The organism is Kluyvera chengduensis, assembly GCF_044197065.1.
GTDB lineage: Bacteria > Pseudomonadota > Gammaproteobacteria > Enterobacterales > Enterobacteriaceae > Kluyvera > Kluyvera ascorbata_C.
Genome location: NZ_JBIQOI010000002.1, coordinates 516,462 through 532,861 on the forward strand (window position 1 = coordinate 516,462; position 16,400 = coordinate 532,861).

The 16,400-nt window shown below is 56.3% G+C and carries 13 protein-coding genes; 4 read left to right on the forward strand and 9 right to left on the reverse strand.

The window, feature by feature from the left end; genetic code table 11:
- Positions 1-16: 16 nt before the first annotated feature.
- Positions 17-538 carry a 23S rRNA accumulation protein YceD gene (gene yceD / locus ACH1XZ_RS08140; protein WP_035894179.1) on the reverse strand — a complete coding sequence of 174 codons (522 nt, stop codon included), beginning with the start codon at positions 536-538 and terminating at the stop codon, positions 17-19.
- Positions 539-680: 142 nt separating this feature from the next.
- On the opposite strand from yceD, the gene ACH1XZ_RS08145 reads away from it, so the two are divergent.
- Together ACH1XZ_RS08145 and ACH1XZ_RS08150 are read left to right on the forward strand one after the other, a co-directional pair.
- Entirely contained in the window at positions 681-1,265 is a 585-nt protein-coding gene (locus tag ACH1XZ_RS08145; protein ID WP_395595128.1) for a Maf family protein, read from the forward strand.
- Positions 1,266-1,441: 176 nt separating this feature from the next.
- Positions 1,442-2,563, forward strand: coding sequence for a dienelactone hydrolase family protein (locus ACH1XZ_RS08150; protein WP_395595573.1), 1,122 nt, complete (start codon positions 1,442-1,444; stop codon positions 2,561-2,563).
- Between the two features lie 143 nt (positions 2,564-2,706).
- Here the strand turns inward: ACH1XZ_RS08150 and rluC are convergent, their stop codons facing one another.
- The gene (gene rluC, locus ACH1XZ_RS08155) at positions 2,707-3,666 is read right to left on the reverse strand and encodes a 23S rRNA pseudouridine(955/2504/2580) synthase RluC (protein WP_395595129.1); all 960 of its coding nucleotides are present in this window, start codon (positions 3,664-3,666) and stop codon (positions 2,707-2,709) included.
- Between the two features lie 657 nt (positions 3,667-4,323).
- Here rluC and rne point away from each other — a divergent pair.
- Entirely contained in the window at positions 4,324-7,584 is a 3,261-nt protein-coding gene (rne, locus tag ACH1XZ_RS08160) for a ribonuclease E (RefSeq protein ID WP_395595130.1), read from the forward strand.
- 46 nt (positions 7,585-7,630) lie between these two features.
- On the opposite strand, the gene ACH1XZ_RS08165 is transcribed toward rne, so the two are convergent.
- Positions 7,631-8,569: a LysR family transcriptional regulator gene (locus ACH1XZ_RS08165; protein WP_395595131.1), complete on the reverse strand. Its 939-nt coding sequence runs from the start codon at positions 8,567-8,569 to the stop codon at positions 7,631-7,633.
- A 109-nt stretch (positions 8,570-8,678) separates the two neighbouring features.
- On the opposite strand from ACH1XZ_RS08165, the gene ACH1XZ_RS08170 reads away from it, so the two are divergent.
- Positions 8,679-9,893: an MFS transporter gene (locus ACH1XZ_RS08170; protein ID WP_395595132.1), complete on the forward strand. Its 1,215-nt coding sequence runs from the start codon at positions 8,679-8,681 to the stop codon at positions 9,891-9,893.
- Positions 9,894-9,977: 84 nt separating this feature from the next.
- Here the strand turns inward: ACH1XZ_RS08170 and flgL are convergent, their stop codons facing one another.
- The 6 genes from flgL to flgG form a co-directional block, all read right to left on the reverse strand.
- Positions 9,978-10,919 (reverse strand): flagellar hook-associated protein FlgL, encoded by a 942-nt coding sequence (flgL, locus tag ACH1XZ_RS08175; protein WP_395595133.1) that lies wholly within the window; start codon positions 10,917-10,919, stop codon positions 9,978-9,980.
- Between the two features lie 14 nt (positions 10,920-10,933).
- Complete coding sequence (gene flgK, locus ACH1XZ_RS08180; protein ID WP_395595134.1) at positions 10,934-12,595, reverse strand: flagellar hook-associated protein FlgK; 1,662 nt, start codon at positions 12,593-12,595, stop codon at positions 10,934-10,936.
- A gap of 63 nt (positions 12,596-12,658) precedes the next feature.
- Positions 12,659-13,609: a flagellar assembly peptidoglycan hydrolase FlgJ gene (gene flgJ, locus ACH1XZ_RS08185; RefSeq protein WP_395595135.1), complete on the reverse strand. Its 951-nt coding sequence runs from the start codon at positions 13,607-13,609 to the stop codon at positions 12,659-12,661.
- Positions 13,609-14,706: a flagellar basal body P-ring protein FlgI gene (locus ACH1XZ_RS08190; protein WP_395595136.1), complete on the reverse strand. Its 1,098-nt coding sequence runs from the start codon at positions 14,704-14,706 to the stop codon at positions 13,609-13,611. The genes flgJ and ACH1XZ_RS08190 overlap by 1 nt, the downstream gene beginning before the upstream one ends.
- 11 nt (positions 14,707-14,717) lie before the next feature.
- Positions 14,718-15,416, reverse strand: a complete 699-nt coding sequence (gene flgH / locus ACH1XZ_RS08195) for a flagellar basal body L-ring protein FlgH (protein WP_035894212.1) — start codon at positions 15,414-15,416, stop codon at positions 14,718-14,720.
- Positions 15,417-15,609: 193 nt separating this feature from the next.
- On the reverse strand, positions 15,610-16,392 hold the full coding sequence (flgG, locus tag ACH1XZ_RS08200) for a flagellar basal-body rod protein FlgG (protein ID WP_035894201.1): 783 nt from the start codon (positions 16,390-16,392) through the stop codon (positions 15,610-15,612).
- Between the last annotated feature and the right edge of the window lie 8 nt (positions 16,393-16,400).

The window sequence follows — 16,400 nt, forward strand, 5'->3', positions numbered from 1 at the left end:
GGACCTTACTCCTCAATTACTTTTGCTTTAAGCTGGCTAATACGGCAAATGGGTTTGGCTTCTGTGCCTCTTCAGGCAATTCACCAAAGACCATGTCCGCCTCGGACACTTCACAGTGTTCAGAATCATGCACCGGAACTACCGGCAAGGCGAGGATGATTTCATCTTCAACCAGCGCCAGCAGATCGATTTCACCGAATTCGTTAACCTCAATCGGCTCATACGCTTCCGGGAGTGCCTCAACCTGATCATCATTTTTGACCGGGCTGAAACAATACTTTGTGTAAACATGATGAGTAAACGGTTTCCCGCAACGCTGGCACTCCAACGATACCGTCACCTTCACATCGCCGGTCAAGACCGCGAGGCGTTGGTTATCGATATTGAAAGACATGTCGCATTCAACATCACTGTCTACACTGACGACGAACGCAGCGACGCGCTCCGCCTGATCGGGGGTATAGATACCCTGGTAATCAAGGCGTTTTTGAGCCGTACGAACCGGATCGAGAGTCAGGGGTAATTTTACCTTTTGCATAGGGCGCGCATATTAACTTTGTAACGTCATAGAGTCAAAGAAAAAGGCAGCCTCAGGTTGCCTTTTGCCAATAATTCGCACACATTGCGGCCTATAGTTTAAAATGTCGGAATCTAATTCGCTACCGTCTATTTAAAAAATTATGCCTGAATTGATTCTTGCCTCGACATCCCCCTATCGCAAACAGCTTCTGGAGAAACTCGGCCTCCCCTTCGAGTGCGCCGCACCCGAAGTTGATGAACTGCCGTTACCAGGCGAAACCCCGCGCAGCCTGGTGCTGCGACTGGCGCAGGCAAAGGCCCAGGCGTTGGCCGCACGTTTTCCTGACCATCTGATTATCGGCTCCGATCAGGTTTGTTTACTGGACGGCGAAATCACCGGTAAACCACACACCGAAGAGAATGCTCGCCTGCAATTAAAAAAGGCCAGCGGAAATGTGGTGACGTTTTATACCGGGCTGGCGCTCTATAACTCCGCTAACGGCCAGTTACAAACGGAATGCGAGCCGTTCGACGTCCATTTCCGTCATTTAAGTGAGCAAGAAATCAACGCGTACATCCGTAAAGAAAACCCACTTAACTGCGCCGGCAGTTTTAAAAGTGAGGGGTTAGGCATCGCATTATTTGACCGTCTTGAAGGCCGCGACCCAAACACGCTGATTGGTTTACCGCTGATTGCGCTGTGCAAAATGCTGCGCCGGGAGAGCTTTAACCCTTTGATGGATTAATGCTCCCGGAGTCGGCGTAAACGCCTCAAATGTAGCCCAGCCGAGCGAAGCGACGCTGGGAAACCTCGCGCACGATCACAGTTTATTTTTCCACCACCATTACAATCCACACTCCACATTGAAACATTGTTTTAATTTAAGGAAAGAGGATGCGTGGCAACCATAAACTGTTCTTTATGCTGGCAATGCTGACCGCGGTGCAGGCCAATGCCGCAGATGACTGGCAGCGTCAGGGCATTACCGAAGGCAACCTTCCTGTTAGTTGGCAGCAAATGAAATCGCAAATGCAGTATCCCGACTCGTGGCTTTCAGGGCGCTACACCGACTTCAAACAGTGGCAGCAGCATGCACGCCAGGAGTTCCGTCAATCGTTGCTTACCCCTGACTCTACGAAGCCCTTCGACGCAAAGCAAATTGCCAGCGAAGACCGGGGTAGCTACACCGCCGAAAAGCTCTCCCTTAACATCACCGACGATAATCGCATCGCCGCATTGATGCTCACGCCTAAAACCCCAGGCCCACATCCAGCGATTGTGCTGCTGCACGACCACGGCTCTAAGTTTGATATTGGTAAAGAGAAGCTTATCCGCCCCTGGGGTAACGCAGAGCAACGCACTAGCGCCCAGGCCTGGGCCGATAAATTCTTCACCGGACGCTTTATTGGCGACGAACTGGCTAAACGCGGCTATGTGGTTATCGCTATCGATAGCCCCGGCTGGGGCGACCGCGGGCCGATGGTCTACGAACAGCAGCAGGCGCTGGCAAGCAACTATTTCAACCTTGGGCGCTCGCTGGCCGGTGAAGTGGCCTATGAAGATATGCGCACCGTTGATTTTATCGCGTCGCTGAAAAGCGTCGACAACCAACGCATTGGCGTGCTCGGCTTCTCGATGGGCGGCTTCCGCGCCTGGCAGTTGGCAGCGCTTTCCGACAAAGTGGCAGCGACGGCGGTCATCTCCTGGTTCGGTACCTACAATGGGCTGATGACGCCGGGCAATAATGTGCTGCGTGGCCAATCCGCCTTCTACATGCTGCATCCGGGCATGCCCGCGAAAATGGATATCCCTGATATCGCCAGTCTCGCCGCGCCGAAGCCAATGCTCATCTTTAGCGGCGGTCAGGACAAACTGTTCCCGGCGAACGCCGTCAACGATGCCTTTGCTAAAGCGCACCGCGTCTGGTCTTCGCAAAACGCCGACGATAGACTCGTCACCAAAACCTGGCCGTCGTTAGGCCACGTCTTTTACCAGCAACAACAGGAGGAGGTTTTCCCCTGGCTGGATAAATGGCTGAAGTGAGGGAATAAAAGAGGCTGGTAGGCCGGATAAGGCGTTTACGCCGCCATCCGGCAACCCAGGCACATCTGCCGGATGGCGCTTCGCTTATCCGGCCTACGGCCTTATCCGCGTAATGATGAATGTCTATTCATCATTACGGCTTATTACTGCTTGCTTTGATTGCGCAGCACCTGCAGGCAGCGCTTGAGCTGGTCATCCAGCGGCGCTTCGATACGCAGCACTTCGCCGGTACCCGGATGGGTAAATTTCAGCGCCGCGGCGTGCAGGAACAGACGATTCAGGCCAGTACCCGCCAGCTGTTTATCAAACTCGCGGTCGCCATAGCGATCGTCAAAGGCGATGGGGTGGCCAGCATGCAGCGTGTGGACACGAATCTGGTGAGTACGTCCCGTCACCGGGCTGCAGCGCACCAGCGTCGCGTGGGTATAGCGTTCTTCCACCTTAAAGCGGGTTTCCGACGGCTTCCCTTCCTGATTCACGCGCACGATGCGCTCACCGCTTTGCAGAATATTTTTCAGCAGCGGAGCCTGCACCACTTTGACATGGGACTGCCACTGACCGCGAACCAGCGCCAGGTAATCTTTTTGCATCCCCTTCTCGCGCAGCTGTTCATGCAGTGAACGCAGCGCCGAACGCTTCTTCGCAACCAGCAGTACGCCGGAGGTATCGCGGTCCAGACGGTGAACCAGCTCCAGGAAGCGCGCTTCCGGGCGCAGGGCGCGCAGGCCTTCAATGACGCCAAAGCTCAGGCCGCTACCGCCGTGCACCGCGGTACCAGAAGGTTTGTTCAGCACCAGGATATGATCGTCTTCATACAGAATCACATCGCTCAGGGCGGCGACTTTTTGCAGATGCGGCGATACGGCATCTTCTTCACGCTCGGCAACGCGTACCGGCGGGATACGCACCTCATCCCCCGCTTCCAGCTTGTATTCAGGTTTAATGCGTTTTTTGTTTACCCGCACTTCGCCCTTACGCAGGATGCGATAAATCATGCTCTTCGGCACACCCTTAAGTTGGGTGCGCAAAAAGTTATCGATTCGTTGCCCGGCTTCATCAGCGCTGATGGCAACCATTTTTACGGTCGGAGTCTCAGTTTTCATGGTGCGCGATTCTAAATATCCCCGCTCGATAGCGCCACTCATTTTTCTATGCTTATATTTATCATTGTCTGATTACTCTCGTTGCTTCATCCCGTGAATTGTTTGTTATTAGAACAATCGCATCGGATAGGTGAAAAAACTGTGAGTAACCGGGTGATAAAAGGTGAAAGTCATCTTGCTATAACTAGGTTAGCAAGGAATAATGAATCTGTTTTCCGTGTTGAACCTGGAATAACAAGGATATTTACGGAATGACCAGTTTTGTCTGTCCGATCATCCACGCAGCAATGGCGTAAGACGTATTGATCTTTCAGACAGTTAGCGGGCTGCGAGTTGCAGTCCTTACCGGTACATATACTGTACGAATTTTAGATGGCAGACAGAAAACGCAACGGGAAACATCCGTGCAGACCTCTACCTTCTGAAAGATGACGAGTATAAATGGAATCTTCTCTGGAGAGTTATCCCAGGCTGTTCCCCAAATAATTGCGCTGTGTTTCCGCTTGAAACACAGGCTACCGACACTCTGCGCCTCTTAAGCGAGCGACAACCGTGAGGTTGGCGACGTGAATAGTCACGAGGCCATCGGTTTACCCCGGAAAGGCAACACTCTGCTCGCAGCTTAGTCGTCAATGTAAGAATAATGAGTAAGTTACGATGAAAAGAATGTTAATCAACGCAACTCAGCAGGAAGAGTTGCGTGTCGCCCTCGTTGATGGGCAGCGTCTGTACGATCTGGATATTGAAAGCCCAGGACACGAACAGAAAAAAGCGAACATCTACAAAGGCAAAATTACCCGTATTGAGCCAAGCCTCGAAGCCGCATTTGTTGATTACGGCGCCGAACGTCATGGTTTCCTCCCCCTCAAAGAAATCGCTCGCGAATACTTCCCAGCTAATTACAACGCCCATGGCCGTCCGAACATCAAAGACGTCCTGCGCGAAGGCCAGGAAGTCATTGTTCAGATTGATAAAGAAGAGCGCGGTAACAAAGGCGCTGCACTGACCACCTTTATCAGCCTTGCAGGCAGCTATCTGGTGCTGATGCCGAACAACCCACGTGCTGGCGGTATCTCCCGTCGCATCGAAGGTGACGATCGCACTGAGCTGAAAGAAGCGCTGGCAAGCCTCGAACTGCCAGACGGCATGGGCTTAATCGTACGTACCGCTGGTGTGGGTAAATCCGCCGAAGCGCTGCAGTGGGATTTAAGCTTCCGTCTTAAGCACTGGGAAGCAATCCAGAAAGCCGCTGAAAGCCGCGCTGCGCCGTTCCTGATTCACCAGGAAAGTAACGTCATCGTTCGCGCTTTCCGCGACTACCTGCGCCAGGACATCGGCGAAATCCTGATCGATAACCCGAAAGTGATGGAAATGGCGCGTCAGCACATTTCTGCGCTGGGCCGCCCGGATTTCAGCAGCAAAATCAAACTGTACACCGGCGAAATCCCGCTGTTCAGCCACTACCAGATCGAATCGCAGATTGAATCGGCTTTCCAGCGTGAAGTCCGTCTGCCGTCAGGTGGGTCTATCGTTATCGATAGCACCGAAGCCCTGACTGCTATCGATATCAACTCCGCGCGTGCAACCCGCGGCGGCGACATCGAAGAAACCGCATTCAACACCAACCTGGAAGCGGCCGATGAAATCGCCCGTCAGCTCCGCCTGCGTGACCTCGGCGGCCTGATTGTTATCGACTTCATCGACATGACCCCGGTACGCCACCAGCGCGCGGTTGAAAACCGCCTGCGTGAAGCGGTGCGCCAGGACCGTGCGCGTATCCAGATTAGCCACATTTCTCGCTTCGGCCTGCTGGAGATGTCCCGTCAGCGTCTGAGCCCCTCTCTCGGTGAGTCCAGCCATCACGTCTGCCCACGCTGCTCCGGTACCGGTACCGTGCGTGACAACGAATCGCTGTCGCTCTCTATTCTGCGTCTGATTGAAGAAGAAGCGCTGAAAGAGAACACCAAAGAAGTTCACGCGATTGTCCCAGTGCCAATTGCCTCTTACCTGCTGAACGAAAAGCGCGCCGCTATCAGCGCCATCGAATCCCGTCAGGGCGATGTTCGCTGCATTATCGTGCCAAACGATCAGATGGAAACTCCGCACTACTCCGTACTGCGTGTACGTAAAGGTGAAGAGACCACGACTCTGAGCTACCTGCTGCCGAAGCTGCATGAAGAAGCAATGGCGCTGCCGGTAGAAGAAGAGTTCGTTGAGCGTAAGCTGCCAGAACAGCCAGCGCTGGCGACCTTCGTGATGCCTGAAGTGCCAGAGCCAACGGCGGTTAAAGCCACTGTTGCCGCTGCTGCACCACAGGCAAAAGCGACCGCTGTTGCCGAACCGGCCGCACCGGGTCTGATCTCCCGTTTCTTCGGCGCGCTGAAAAACCTGTTTGCCGGTACCCCGGAAGCGCCAGTTGAAGCTCAGCCAGAGAAACAGGAAGCCAAACCAGAACGTCAGCAGGAACGCCGTAAACCGCGTCAGAACAACCGTCGCGACCGTAACGATCGCGGTGACCGTAACGACCGCCGCGGCGATCGCAACGAACGAAACGAACGTAACAACCGCGGTGAAAACGCCGAAGGCCGTGAACCGCGCGAAAACCGTGAAGGTCGCGAGGACAACCGTCGTAACCGTCGTGAAAAACCGCAGCAAATCGGTGAAGTCCGTGAAAACCGCCAGGTTGCTGCCGTAGACGACAGCGAGAAAGCGAAATCCCGTGACGATCAGCAGCAGTCCCGCCGCGAACGCAACCGCCGCCGCAACGACGAAAAACGTCAGCAGCCGCAGGAAGCCAAGCCGCAGAACCGCGAAGAACAGCCGGTCGTTGTCGACGAAGCTGCACAGGAAGAACGCGTTCAGACCATGCCGCGCCGCAAGCCGCGTCAGCTGTCGCAGAAAGTGCGTATCGAAACTCCTGAGCAGACCGCAGCACGCGAACTGATTGCAGATGAACCGCAGCAGGAAGAAGCACCGCGTACCGCTCTGGCGAAAGTTGACCTGCCAGCCGTGGTTGACGCACCGGTTCAGACCGAGCAGGACGATAACGCTGAAGGCCGTGATAACAACGGTATGCCGCGTCGTTCACGTCGTTCTCCGCGTCACCTGCGTGTTAGCGGCCAGCGTCGTCGTCGTTACCGCGATGAGCGTTATCCAACCCAATCACCAATGCCGTTGACCGTCGCCTGTGCGTCGCCAGAACTGGCATCCGGTAAAGTGTGGATCCGCTACCCAGTTGCACAGGTTCAGGATCAGACCATCGTTGATGCACCGGTTGAGCAGGAAGAAATTGCCCAGCCAATCGTGGCAGAAACCGTAGAGCACGCCGTAGCGCCTATCGCTGCTGAGCCAGTGGCACCAACTGCTGTTGAAGCGCCGGTACAGCCTGCGGAAGTGGTTGAACCAGAAGCCGTGGTTGAACCTGTTGCTGTTGCCGCTGAAGAAGCCGCACCAGCACAGGAAGAAGCGCCTGCACCTGTGGTTGCAGAAGCGGTAGCTGAAGAGCCAGCCGTTGTTGAAGAAGCGCCGGTACAGCCGGTTGCCGAAACCGCAGCGCCGGTTAAAGAAGCAAACGTGGAAGCACCAGCCGCCGCTGAGCCAGTGGTTGAAGCGCCTGTCGTCGCAACGCCTGAAGTAGAAGCACCAGTGGTTGCGGCTGCTCCGGTCGTTGAAGCGCCAGTGGCCGCTCCAGCACCGGTAGTCGAAGCGCCGGTTGTGGCTGAGCCTGCACCTGCAGCGGCTCACCACTCGACCGCACCGATGACTCGCGCGCCAGCGCCAGCCTACGTGCCTGAAGCGCCGCGTCAAAGCGACTGGGTTCGCCCTGCCTTTGACTTCGACGGTAAAGGTTCTGCCGGTGGTCACAGCGCAACTCATACCGCGACCTCGGGTCCAACCCGCCCGCAGCCGGTTGAATAACTGCTCGCGAGTAAAATAAAAAATCGGCCCTGGTGGCCGATTTTTTTTATCCTTTTTTTGGCTGCTGCATGCCGGCAATTTGCGGCATGACTTCCCGCATCAGGTCGAGAAACTTACGCAGTCGCGTTGGGTAGTACCGTGCCCACGGATACACCAGATGCACCGGCAGCGGCGCGGCCTGCCATTGCGGCAGCAACTCAATCAACTGCCCACTCGCCAGCTCTGCTTCCACCGTCCAGCTCGACACCACCGCCACACCAACATGCGCCAGCGCCGCGTTTTTCGCGACATACAGACTGTCAGTGCTCAATCGCGCCGCCACCGCCACATTAGCCACCTGCTCGCTCCCCGCCTGACGCAATACCACTTCATGCTGGTAGAAGGTACTGATTGCAATCCACGGTAATGCCGAAAGCTGCTCGGGGGTTTCCACCGCCGGATAGCGGCACAGCAGCTCAGGTGACGCCACAATGCAGCGCGGCACCTCCGCCAGTAACACAGATACCGTCGCCGGGTCAACATCGGCGCCTACACGAATGGCACAATCAATATTGTCGCTGATAAAGTCCACCGCTTTGTCATGCAGCATCCACTCTACCGACAGCTGGGGATAACGCGCCAGAAAGCCCACCAACGGCATCAGCAACTGCTGCTGACCAAAGGCATGCGGTGCGCGCACCCGCAGCGTCCCGACCGGCTGGTCATCGGCAAACTGTAGCGCATCTTCCAGCGCCAGCCATGACTCCACCACCTGACGAGCGTGTTGATAGCAGCGCTCGCCATCGTCGGTCAGCTTCATGGCATGCGTAGAGCGTTGTAATAACCTGGCCCCCAGCATCTCCTCCAGCGATTGCAGGCGGCGACTGACGGTAGCCTGGGTGGTCTGCAACTGCCTGGCCGCCGCGGAGAGCGAACCGGATTCGACGATACGAATAAAGGTCCGCATCAGCTCTACGCGGTCTATACGCTCATTTCTTTTCATCATTACTTTGCCTATACGTCAAACGTATAACTGTTTTACCACCAGGCTGACTACCACTCCACCCCAAAGACGCGGAAAATGCGCCTCATACACCGTTGAGGACAACAACATTATGAACAGTCACAGTGCATCAACACAGGTCAACAGCCTGCTTATTTTCATCCTGGCGCTGGGCGCTGGGTTCAGCGTCGCCGCCATTTACTACGCGCAGCCGCTGCTGCCGCTGATGGGCGCAACCTTAAATCTCAGCGTTGAAGGGATGGGGTTGATTCCCACGCTAACGCAAGCCGGTTATGCACTGGGTATTTTATTCCTGCTGCCGCTGGGCGACCGCTACGACCGCAGAACGCTGATTCTGTTTAAAAGCCTGGCACTGGCCGTGCTGCTGCTGATTTATAGCCTGACTCAGCAATTTCATTCGCTGCTGGCGATAAGCCTGCTTATCGGAATGGCCGCGACCATGGCGCAGGATATTGTGCCCGCCGCCGCCATCCTCGCTCCTGCGGGTAAACAGGGGAAAATGGTGGGTACGGTGATGACCGGTCTGCTGCTCGGCATCCTGCTATCACGTACCGTAAGCGGCGTGGTCGGCGAACTCTTTGGCTGGCGCGTGATGTATCAGGCCGCTGCCGTCAGTATCGCGCTGATTGGTGCGCTGCTGTGGCGCGTGCTGCCAAACTTTACCGCTCACTCGGAGCTGCACTACCCGGCGCTGATGGCCTCGATGGCACACCTGTGGCGTCGCTACCCAACGCTGCGTCGTGCCGCCATGGCCCAGGGTTTTCTCTCCATCGCCTTTAGCGCTTTCTGGTCTACGCTTGCGGTGATGCTTGCCGAGCACTATCACATGGGCAGCGCCGTTGCCGGTGGTTTCGGTATTGCCGGTGCGGCAGGTGCATTAGCCGCCCCTCTGGCGGGTGGTTTAGCCGATAAAGTCGGCGCCGAGAAAGTCACTCAGTTGGGGGCGCTGCTGGTCAGCCTCTCGTTCGCCCTGATGCTGCTGCTCCCTGTCCTGCCGCCGATGGCGCAACTGGCGCTGATTGCTGTCTCCGCCGTCGGCTTTGACCTTGGCCTGCAGTCAAGTCTGGTGGCACACCAGAATCTGGTTTATAGCCTGGAGCCGCAAGCTCGTGGCCGCCTGAACGCACTGCTGTTCACCGGGGTGTTTATTGGGATGTCGGTCGGGTCGGTGCTGGGTACGCAGGTTTATGCGATGGCCGGCTGGGAAGGTGTGGTTATGCTGGCTACCGTTGCGGGTCTGGTGGCACTGGTGATTCGCATCAGTGAGACCTACCGCCTGCGTAACGCGGCGCTGAATGCACAATAAAAGCTGAAAAAAAAGCCCGCGACGGGGTAGTGACGCGGGCGATAAAACATACCCAGTTTCCAGATATGTCAAAACCTACATGTTTTATTTATTCAGTTGGAACAGCGACATTCCCTGCATATCCGTAAACGCTTTGTACGCTGCCTGTAGTGCGGTTTGCTGCATGGTGTAATTCGAAATCGTTTCGTTCCAGTCTACGTCGACCAGGTTGCTCATCTGCTGGGTTTGCGCCAGCGCACGGTCATCCCCCAGTGAATCGAGCTTATCCAGTTCGTTGAGCTGGGTACCCAGTTCGGCGCGCACGGACAGCACGTTATTCAGTGAGTTGCTCAGACTACGGTTGGTGCGGTCAATTGCCGCTGATACCGAATCTTTTACCGTATCATCATCTTCATTCTCGAGCGGCGTTTGCAGCGCTTTAATGGCCGAATCAAGAGACTGGAAAATGTTGGTATCCGCATCCGGCTTCGCGTTGCTGGTCGCGCTATCAAACACAAGGTTACCCGTATGGCCAATCACCATGGTACGCGAAGAGTCGACCTGTTGCTCAACGTTGATAGCGCCGCCAACATAATCGCCGTTGTCGTTAAACGGCGCGGTGTCAGTTTTATAACCGGCAAAAATATAGCGCCCGTTACCGTCGGTGCTGTTTGCCAGGTTGAGGATCTGGTCACGAATCCCCTGCAGTTCGGTTGCCAAAGAGGCGCGGTCATCATCGCTTAACGTACCGTTACCGGCGTTAACGATCTTTTCCTGCGCCGACTGAATGGCCGTGGTCACCTGTGAGAGCGTGCTCTCTTCAATCGACACTCGCTGTGTCGCAAAGCCACGCGCCGTCGCAAACTGGCTATTCTGCGCCTGCGCCTGCGACAACACGACCGCCTGCGAGGCCGCAACCGGGTCATCCGACGCGCGGTTAACCCGCTTGCCGGTCGACATCTGTTCACCATATTTCAACCATGCAGACTGAGAATCAGTAATGCCTCGCATGTTTTGCTGGTACATCATTAAGGTACTAACGCGCATGATGGTCCCTCTTCTTAGCGAATATTAATTAATGCGTCGAAGATGGTGCTTGCGGTTTGCAGCACCTGCGCATTGGCCAGATAGTACTGTTGATAGAGCTGCAGGTTGCCGTATTCTTCATCAAGGTTAACCCCGGAGATAGACTGCTGCTGCTCTGTTAATTGGGTGACCACGTTTGCTTGCGTGGTACTGCTGCTCTTCAGCGTCGACGTTTTGGTACCGATACTACTCACCAGCGCCGCGTACGCATCGCTGAAGCTCTTCGAGCCGCCAACCACTTTACTGTTTTGCAGATCCAGCAGCGCCTGGCCGTTACGGTTATCGCTCTCACCGATGCTGTCACCGTTAGTGTCCGGCAGCCCCATCGCAATTTCAGACTCGCTGCTGATAGCGACTTTCATGTTGACGATAGTGTCGCTGACCGGTTTAACGGTGAAGCTATCACCGGTATTCGCCGCGCCCGTTCCGCCAATAGAAACCGCCAGGCCGTCAAATTTCAGCGTAGTTGCATCGCTATCCGCATCCAGCTTCACGGTGGTGTTGTCGGAAGTACGCGTCACCTGCCAACCGCTGTCGGTTTTCACCACGCGGTAATCCGTCGCCTGTACCGCAGATGATGAGGTAACGGTTGCCGTCAGCTCGGCATCACCGATATTTTTGCTATTTGCCAGCACGGACGGTTTACCGAAGCTGAAGAAGTCCTTTTTGGTGTCGCCGTTGGCATCGATACCTTGCTGATGCACCGTGTTGAAGGCGTCAGCGAAGGCCAGCGCCATCTGATTAAGACTATTGCGCGTCTGGTCCAGATCCTGAGAGCGGAACGTCAACATGCCGCCCAGTGAACCGGTCGTCAGCAGCTTTTCTGGGATCTCAACATTGCCCGCCACGTTATCCACATAAGCCACGGTCGTGCGCGTAGGATCGGCGCTGCTCGGTACCGCCGCCAGTTGGTTAGACTTCGTCCCCGCCACCAGCGTATAGCCATTTGCCATAGTGATGTTGTAGGTACTGCCGTCCTGGACGTTGACTTCAACGCCCACCAGCTTGTTCAGGTCGCTCACCAGTTGATCGCGCTGGTCCAGCAGATCGTTTGGCGATGCGCCAGCACCGACGCCGGTCAGACGCGAGATCTTGTCGTTCAGACTGGCAATCTGCGAAGTGTAGTTGTTTATCTGATCAACGGTCGACGAAATGCTCAGGTTGATCTGCTTGTCTTGATCGCGCAGGTATTGGTCGGCAACCTTGAACTGGTTCACCACGCCATCAGCCTTACCCAGCACAGTCTGGCGAGCCGCCGGATCTTCGGCGTTGCTAACCAGCGTCTGCAGGCTGCTGAAGAAATCCTGTAGGGTCGTCGAGATATTATTGGTCGTGCTGGCGAACATGTTATCGAGCTTAGAGACCTGATCGTAACGCGCCGTCAATCCGCTGCTCTGGCTCTGCGCCGAACGCAACTGGTTGGTGATAAAGGCGTTATATTCACGCTGAATGCTGGAGACATTAACGCCATTGCCCACCCAACCGCCCGCGCCAAGCGTGCTGTTGGCTGCAGCCAGCACCGTCGTCTGACGGGTGTAGCCAGCAACGTTATAGCTGGAAATGTTGTTACTGGTGGTATTCAGTGCAGATTGTGCGGCACTCAGCCCGCTCATCGCGCTGTTAATTAAACTGGACATGAACGCTCCTTCTTAAGACCATGGTATTACTTATCGGATGGCGGACGGCAAACTTGAGGCTCGTCAGAACAGATTTTCGATGTCGTTACGGTAGGCATTGCTGACCTTATCGCTCATCGCTTTCAACTGCTGAATCATGCTGGTTAATTTGCGCGCATACTGCGGGTCAGTGGCGTAACCAGCGTTCTGCAACGCCTGTGCGCCCTGCTCCGCCGTTGATGCCGAGGTCACCGCCGCATAGCGTGGATTGCGGGTGAGTAGATTCACATAGTCCGACAGCGCTTCCAGATACGAGCTGTAGACACGGAACTTCGCTTTCACCTTCTTCGCCTCGCCGTTCTCAAACTCCGTGGTGGTGATTTCCGTCACCTTGCCCTTCCAGTCACCGGACGCTTTCACACCAAACAGGTTGAAGCTTGGCTCGCCGTTTTCCCGACGGATCTGTCGCTGCCCCCAGCCGGACTCCAGCGCAGCCTGCGCCAGAATCAGGTGGTGAGGAATACCGCTCTGCTCACTCGCCAGCCGCGCCGGAAGCGACAGCTGGGCGAGGAAGTCTTTGCTGTCGCCGGAAAGCGGCGTGTCGCTATTGTCCGGCGCCTTCGGCAGCGCTTTACGCACCATCTGCGTCAGCGCGGCGTTTTGGTAGCTGGTAACCGTCTGCATATCGAACTTCATCGGCACCTGGCCAACGTTGTCGGCTGGCTCCTGTTGCTGTGCCGACAGCTGTTTGACCATCTCTTCCGCCAGGCCCAGGCCTTTGCCTGCCGTCATCTGCTGGGCGATTTGCTGGTCATACATACTGGTGTAGAGCCGCGTTTGTTCGCTGCTGAAAAGACCCTCTTTCGGCAGCGTTTCACGCATGCTTTTCAGCATCATCTGCACGAACATCCCCTCCACCTGACGCGCTACCGGCCGCAGGTTGGCCTGCGGATCCTGCCCGGCCTTGGTTTTCAGTTCGTTCAGCGACTGCGCGTCCCAGGCGGCGCTCGCCAGTAATTTGCTGTCGGTCAGCATCAGACAATCTCCACCTTGGCACGCAGGCAGCCTGCGCTTTGCATCGCCTGGATAATCGACATCAGTTCAATTGGCGTTGCCCCCAGCGCGTTCAGCGCACGCACCACGTTATTCAGGTTGGCGCTAGCACGAATGCTTTGCAGCGAACCGCCGCTCTGGCGAAGGTCAATTTGCGTTTGCGGTGTGACGACGGTACGGCCGCCAGCAAACGGTGTATCCGGCTGGTTCACCTGCGCAGAGCGGTTGACGGTAACGGACAGGTTACCTTGCGCGACGGCACAGCTATCCAGCGTCACTTCGCGGTTCATCACGACAGAGCCGGTACGGGAGTTAATGATGATCTTCGCATCCTGCGGTGTGGTACCCACCTCAAGGTTTTGAATATCCGCCAGCAGACGTACCTGGCCGCTGCCGCCCACCGGTGCGCGCACCTGTACCGTACGCGCATCCAGCGCGGTGGCGTTACCGAGGCTGCTGCGACGGTTAATGGTGTCGGCAATCTGCTGCGCCATGGTGAAGTCATCGTCGTTCAGCTGCAGGTTGATGGTGTTACCTGCGCCAAACTGCGTAGGCAGTTCACGTTCAATGGTCGCCCCGCCGGTGATGCGTCCGCCATTCAGCTGGTTCACCTGCACGCTGCTGCCGCCAGCGGCCGCACCAGCGCCGCCGACCAGAATGTTGCCCTGCGCCAGCGCATACACCTGGCTGTCCACGCCTTTCAGCGGGGTCATCAGCAGCGTACCGCCGCGAAGGCTTTTGGCGTTACCCATAGAGGAGACCACCACGTCGATGTTCTGCCCCTGGCGGCCAAACGCCGGAAGCTGCGCGGTGACCATCACCGCCGCTACGTTTTTCAGCTGCATGTTGGTGCCTGCAGGCACGGTGATCCCTAACTGGGAGAGCATGTTGTTAAGACTCTGGGTGGTAAACGGCGTTTGCGTCGTCTGGTCACCCGTGCCATCAAGCCCCACCACCAGGCCATAGCCAATCAGCGAGTTTTCCCTCACTCCCTGTACGCTTGTGAGGTCGCGAATGCGTTCGGCGTGCGCCAGGCCGGTGACCAGCACCAGCGCCAGGGTTAGCAGAGTTTTAAACATGGTTCACCTCGTTACATCGGCGATAAATTAAGGAAGAAGCGCTGCAGCCAGCCCATATTCTGCGCTTCGTTGATATAGCCGTTGCCGACATATTCGATGCGCGCATCCGCCACTTGGGTAGAAGGTACGGTGTTGCTGCCGCTGATGGTGCGCGGGTTAACCACCCCGGAGAAGCGGATAAATTCCGTGCCCTGGTTGATAGCAATCTGCTTTTCACCCACGACATGCAGGTTGCCGTTGACCAGCACCTGATCGACGGTCACCGTCAGCGTGCCGCTGAAGGTATTACTGGCGTTTGCACCGCCCTTACCGTTAAAGGTGTTGCCACCGGAGGCATCAACATCGGCGCGCGCATTGCCAAACAGGCCCTGCAGGTAACGCGGTACGGTGTCAAAGCCAAAATTCGTTTTGCCATCGCGGCTGGCGTTGGCCGACGAGCTTTTGCTCGCACTGACGTTTTCTTGCAGCACGATAGTCAGCGTATCGCCGATATTGCGCGGACGACGGTCTTCAAACAGCGGCTGGTAGCCGTAGTTAATCGGCTGCGCGGTCTGGAAAATAGAGCCATTCGCCACCGGGACCGGGCCAGGAATCGGCTGGGCGGTCGTCGCCCCTTCCACCAGCGGCTTAGACGGCACCAGAGCACACCCTGCCACGCTGAGTGCGACAATGGTTAAAAGCGGATAACGAAACGCTGCGGATTTTTGCATTGCTTTCTTCTTCTGAATCTCAATGTTTGTCCGGAGAGATCCCGGAGCCGCTTCGCTCGTCCGGGCTACAAAACGCCGGATGGCGACGCTCACGCGTCTTATCAGGCCTACAATTCGTAGGCCGGATAAGGCGCCAGCCGCCATCCGGCAACCAGGACGAGCGAAGCGACCCCGGGGAACACCCGGCGAAGCCTTACAGCTGCGTCAGTTTTTGCAGCATCTGGTCAGTCGTCGATACCGCTTTACTGTTAATTTCGTACGCGCGCTGCACCTGAATCATGTTAACCAGCTCTTCCGCCACGTTGACGTTAGAGGTTTCGACATAACCCTGATACAGCAGACCCGCACCGTTCAGCCCCGGCGTGGTGTCGTTCGGCGCACCGGAAGCCTGGGTTTCGATGTACAAGTTTTCACCAATACTCTCGAGCCCGGTGTCGTTCATAAAGGTCGACAGGTTCAACTGCCCAACCTGAACCGGGTTAGCCTGCCCCTGCTGAGTCACGCTGACGATACCGTCACGACCGATAGTGATGCTGATAGCATTCGCCGGAATGGTGATTGCTGGCTGCACCTGATAGCCGCTGGCGGTCACCAACTGACCGTTCTGGTCAACCTGGAACGAACCATCACGGGTATAGGCCGAAGAGCCGTCCGGCAGCAGGATCTGGAAGAACCCGTCGCCTTTGATCGCCACGTCTTTACTGTTGTTGGTCTGCGACAGGTTGCCCTGGCTATGCAGGCGTTCGGTCGCCACGGGACGCACCCCGGTACCGATCTGCAGCCCTGATGGCAGCGTCGTTTGTTCGGATGATTGCGCACCCGGCTGGCGAACGGTTTGATAGAGCAAGTCTTCAAACACCGCGCGCTGGCGCTTAAAACCATTAGTACTGACGTTCGCCAGGTTGTTGGCGATAACGTCCATATTGGTTTGCTGCGCGTCGAGACCGGTTTTCGCGATCCATAATGAACTGATCATAGTTTTCC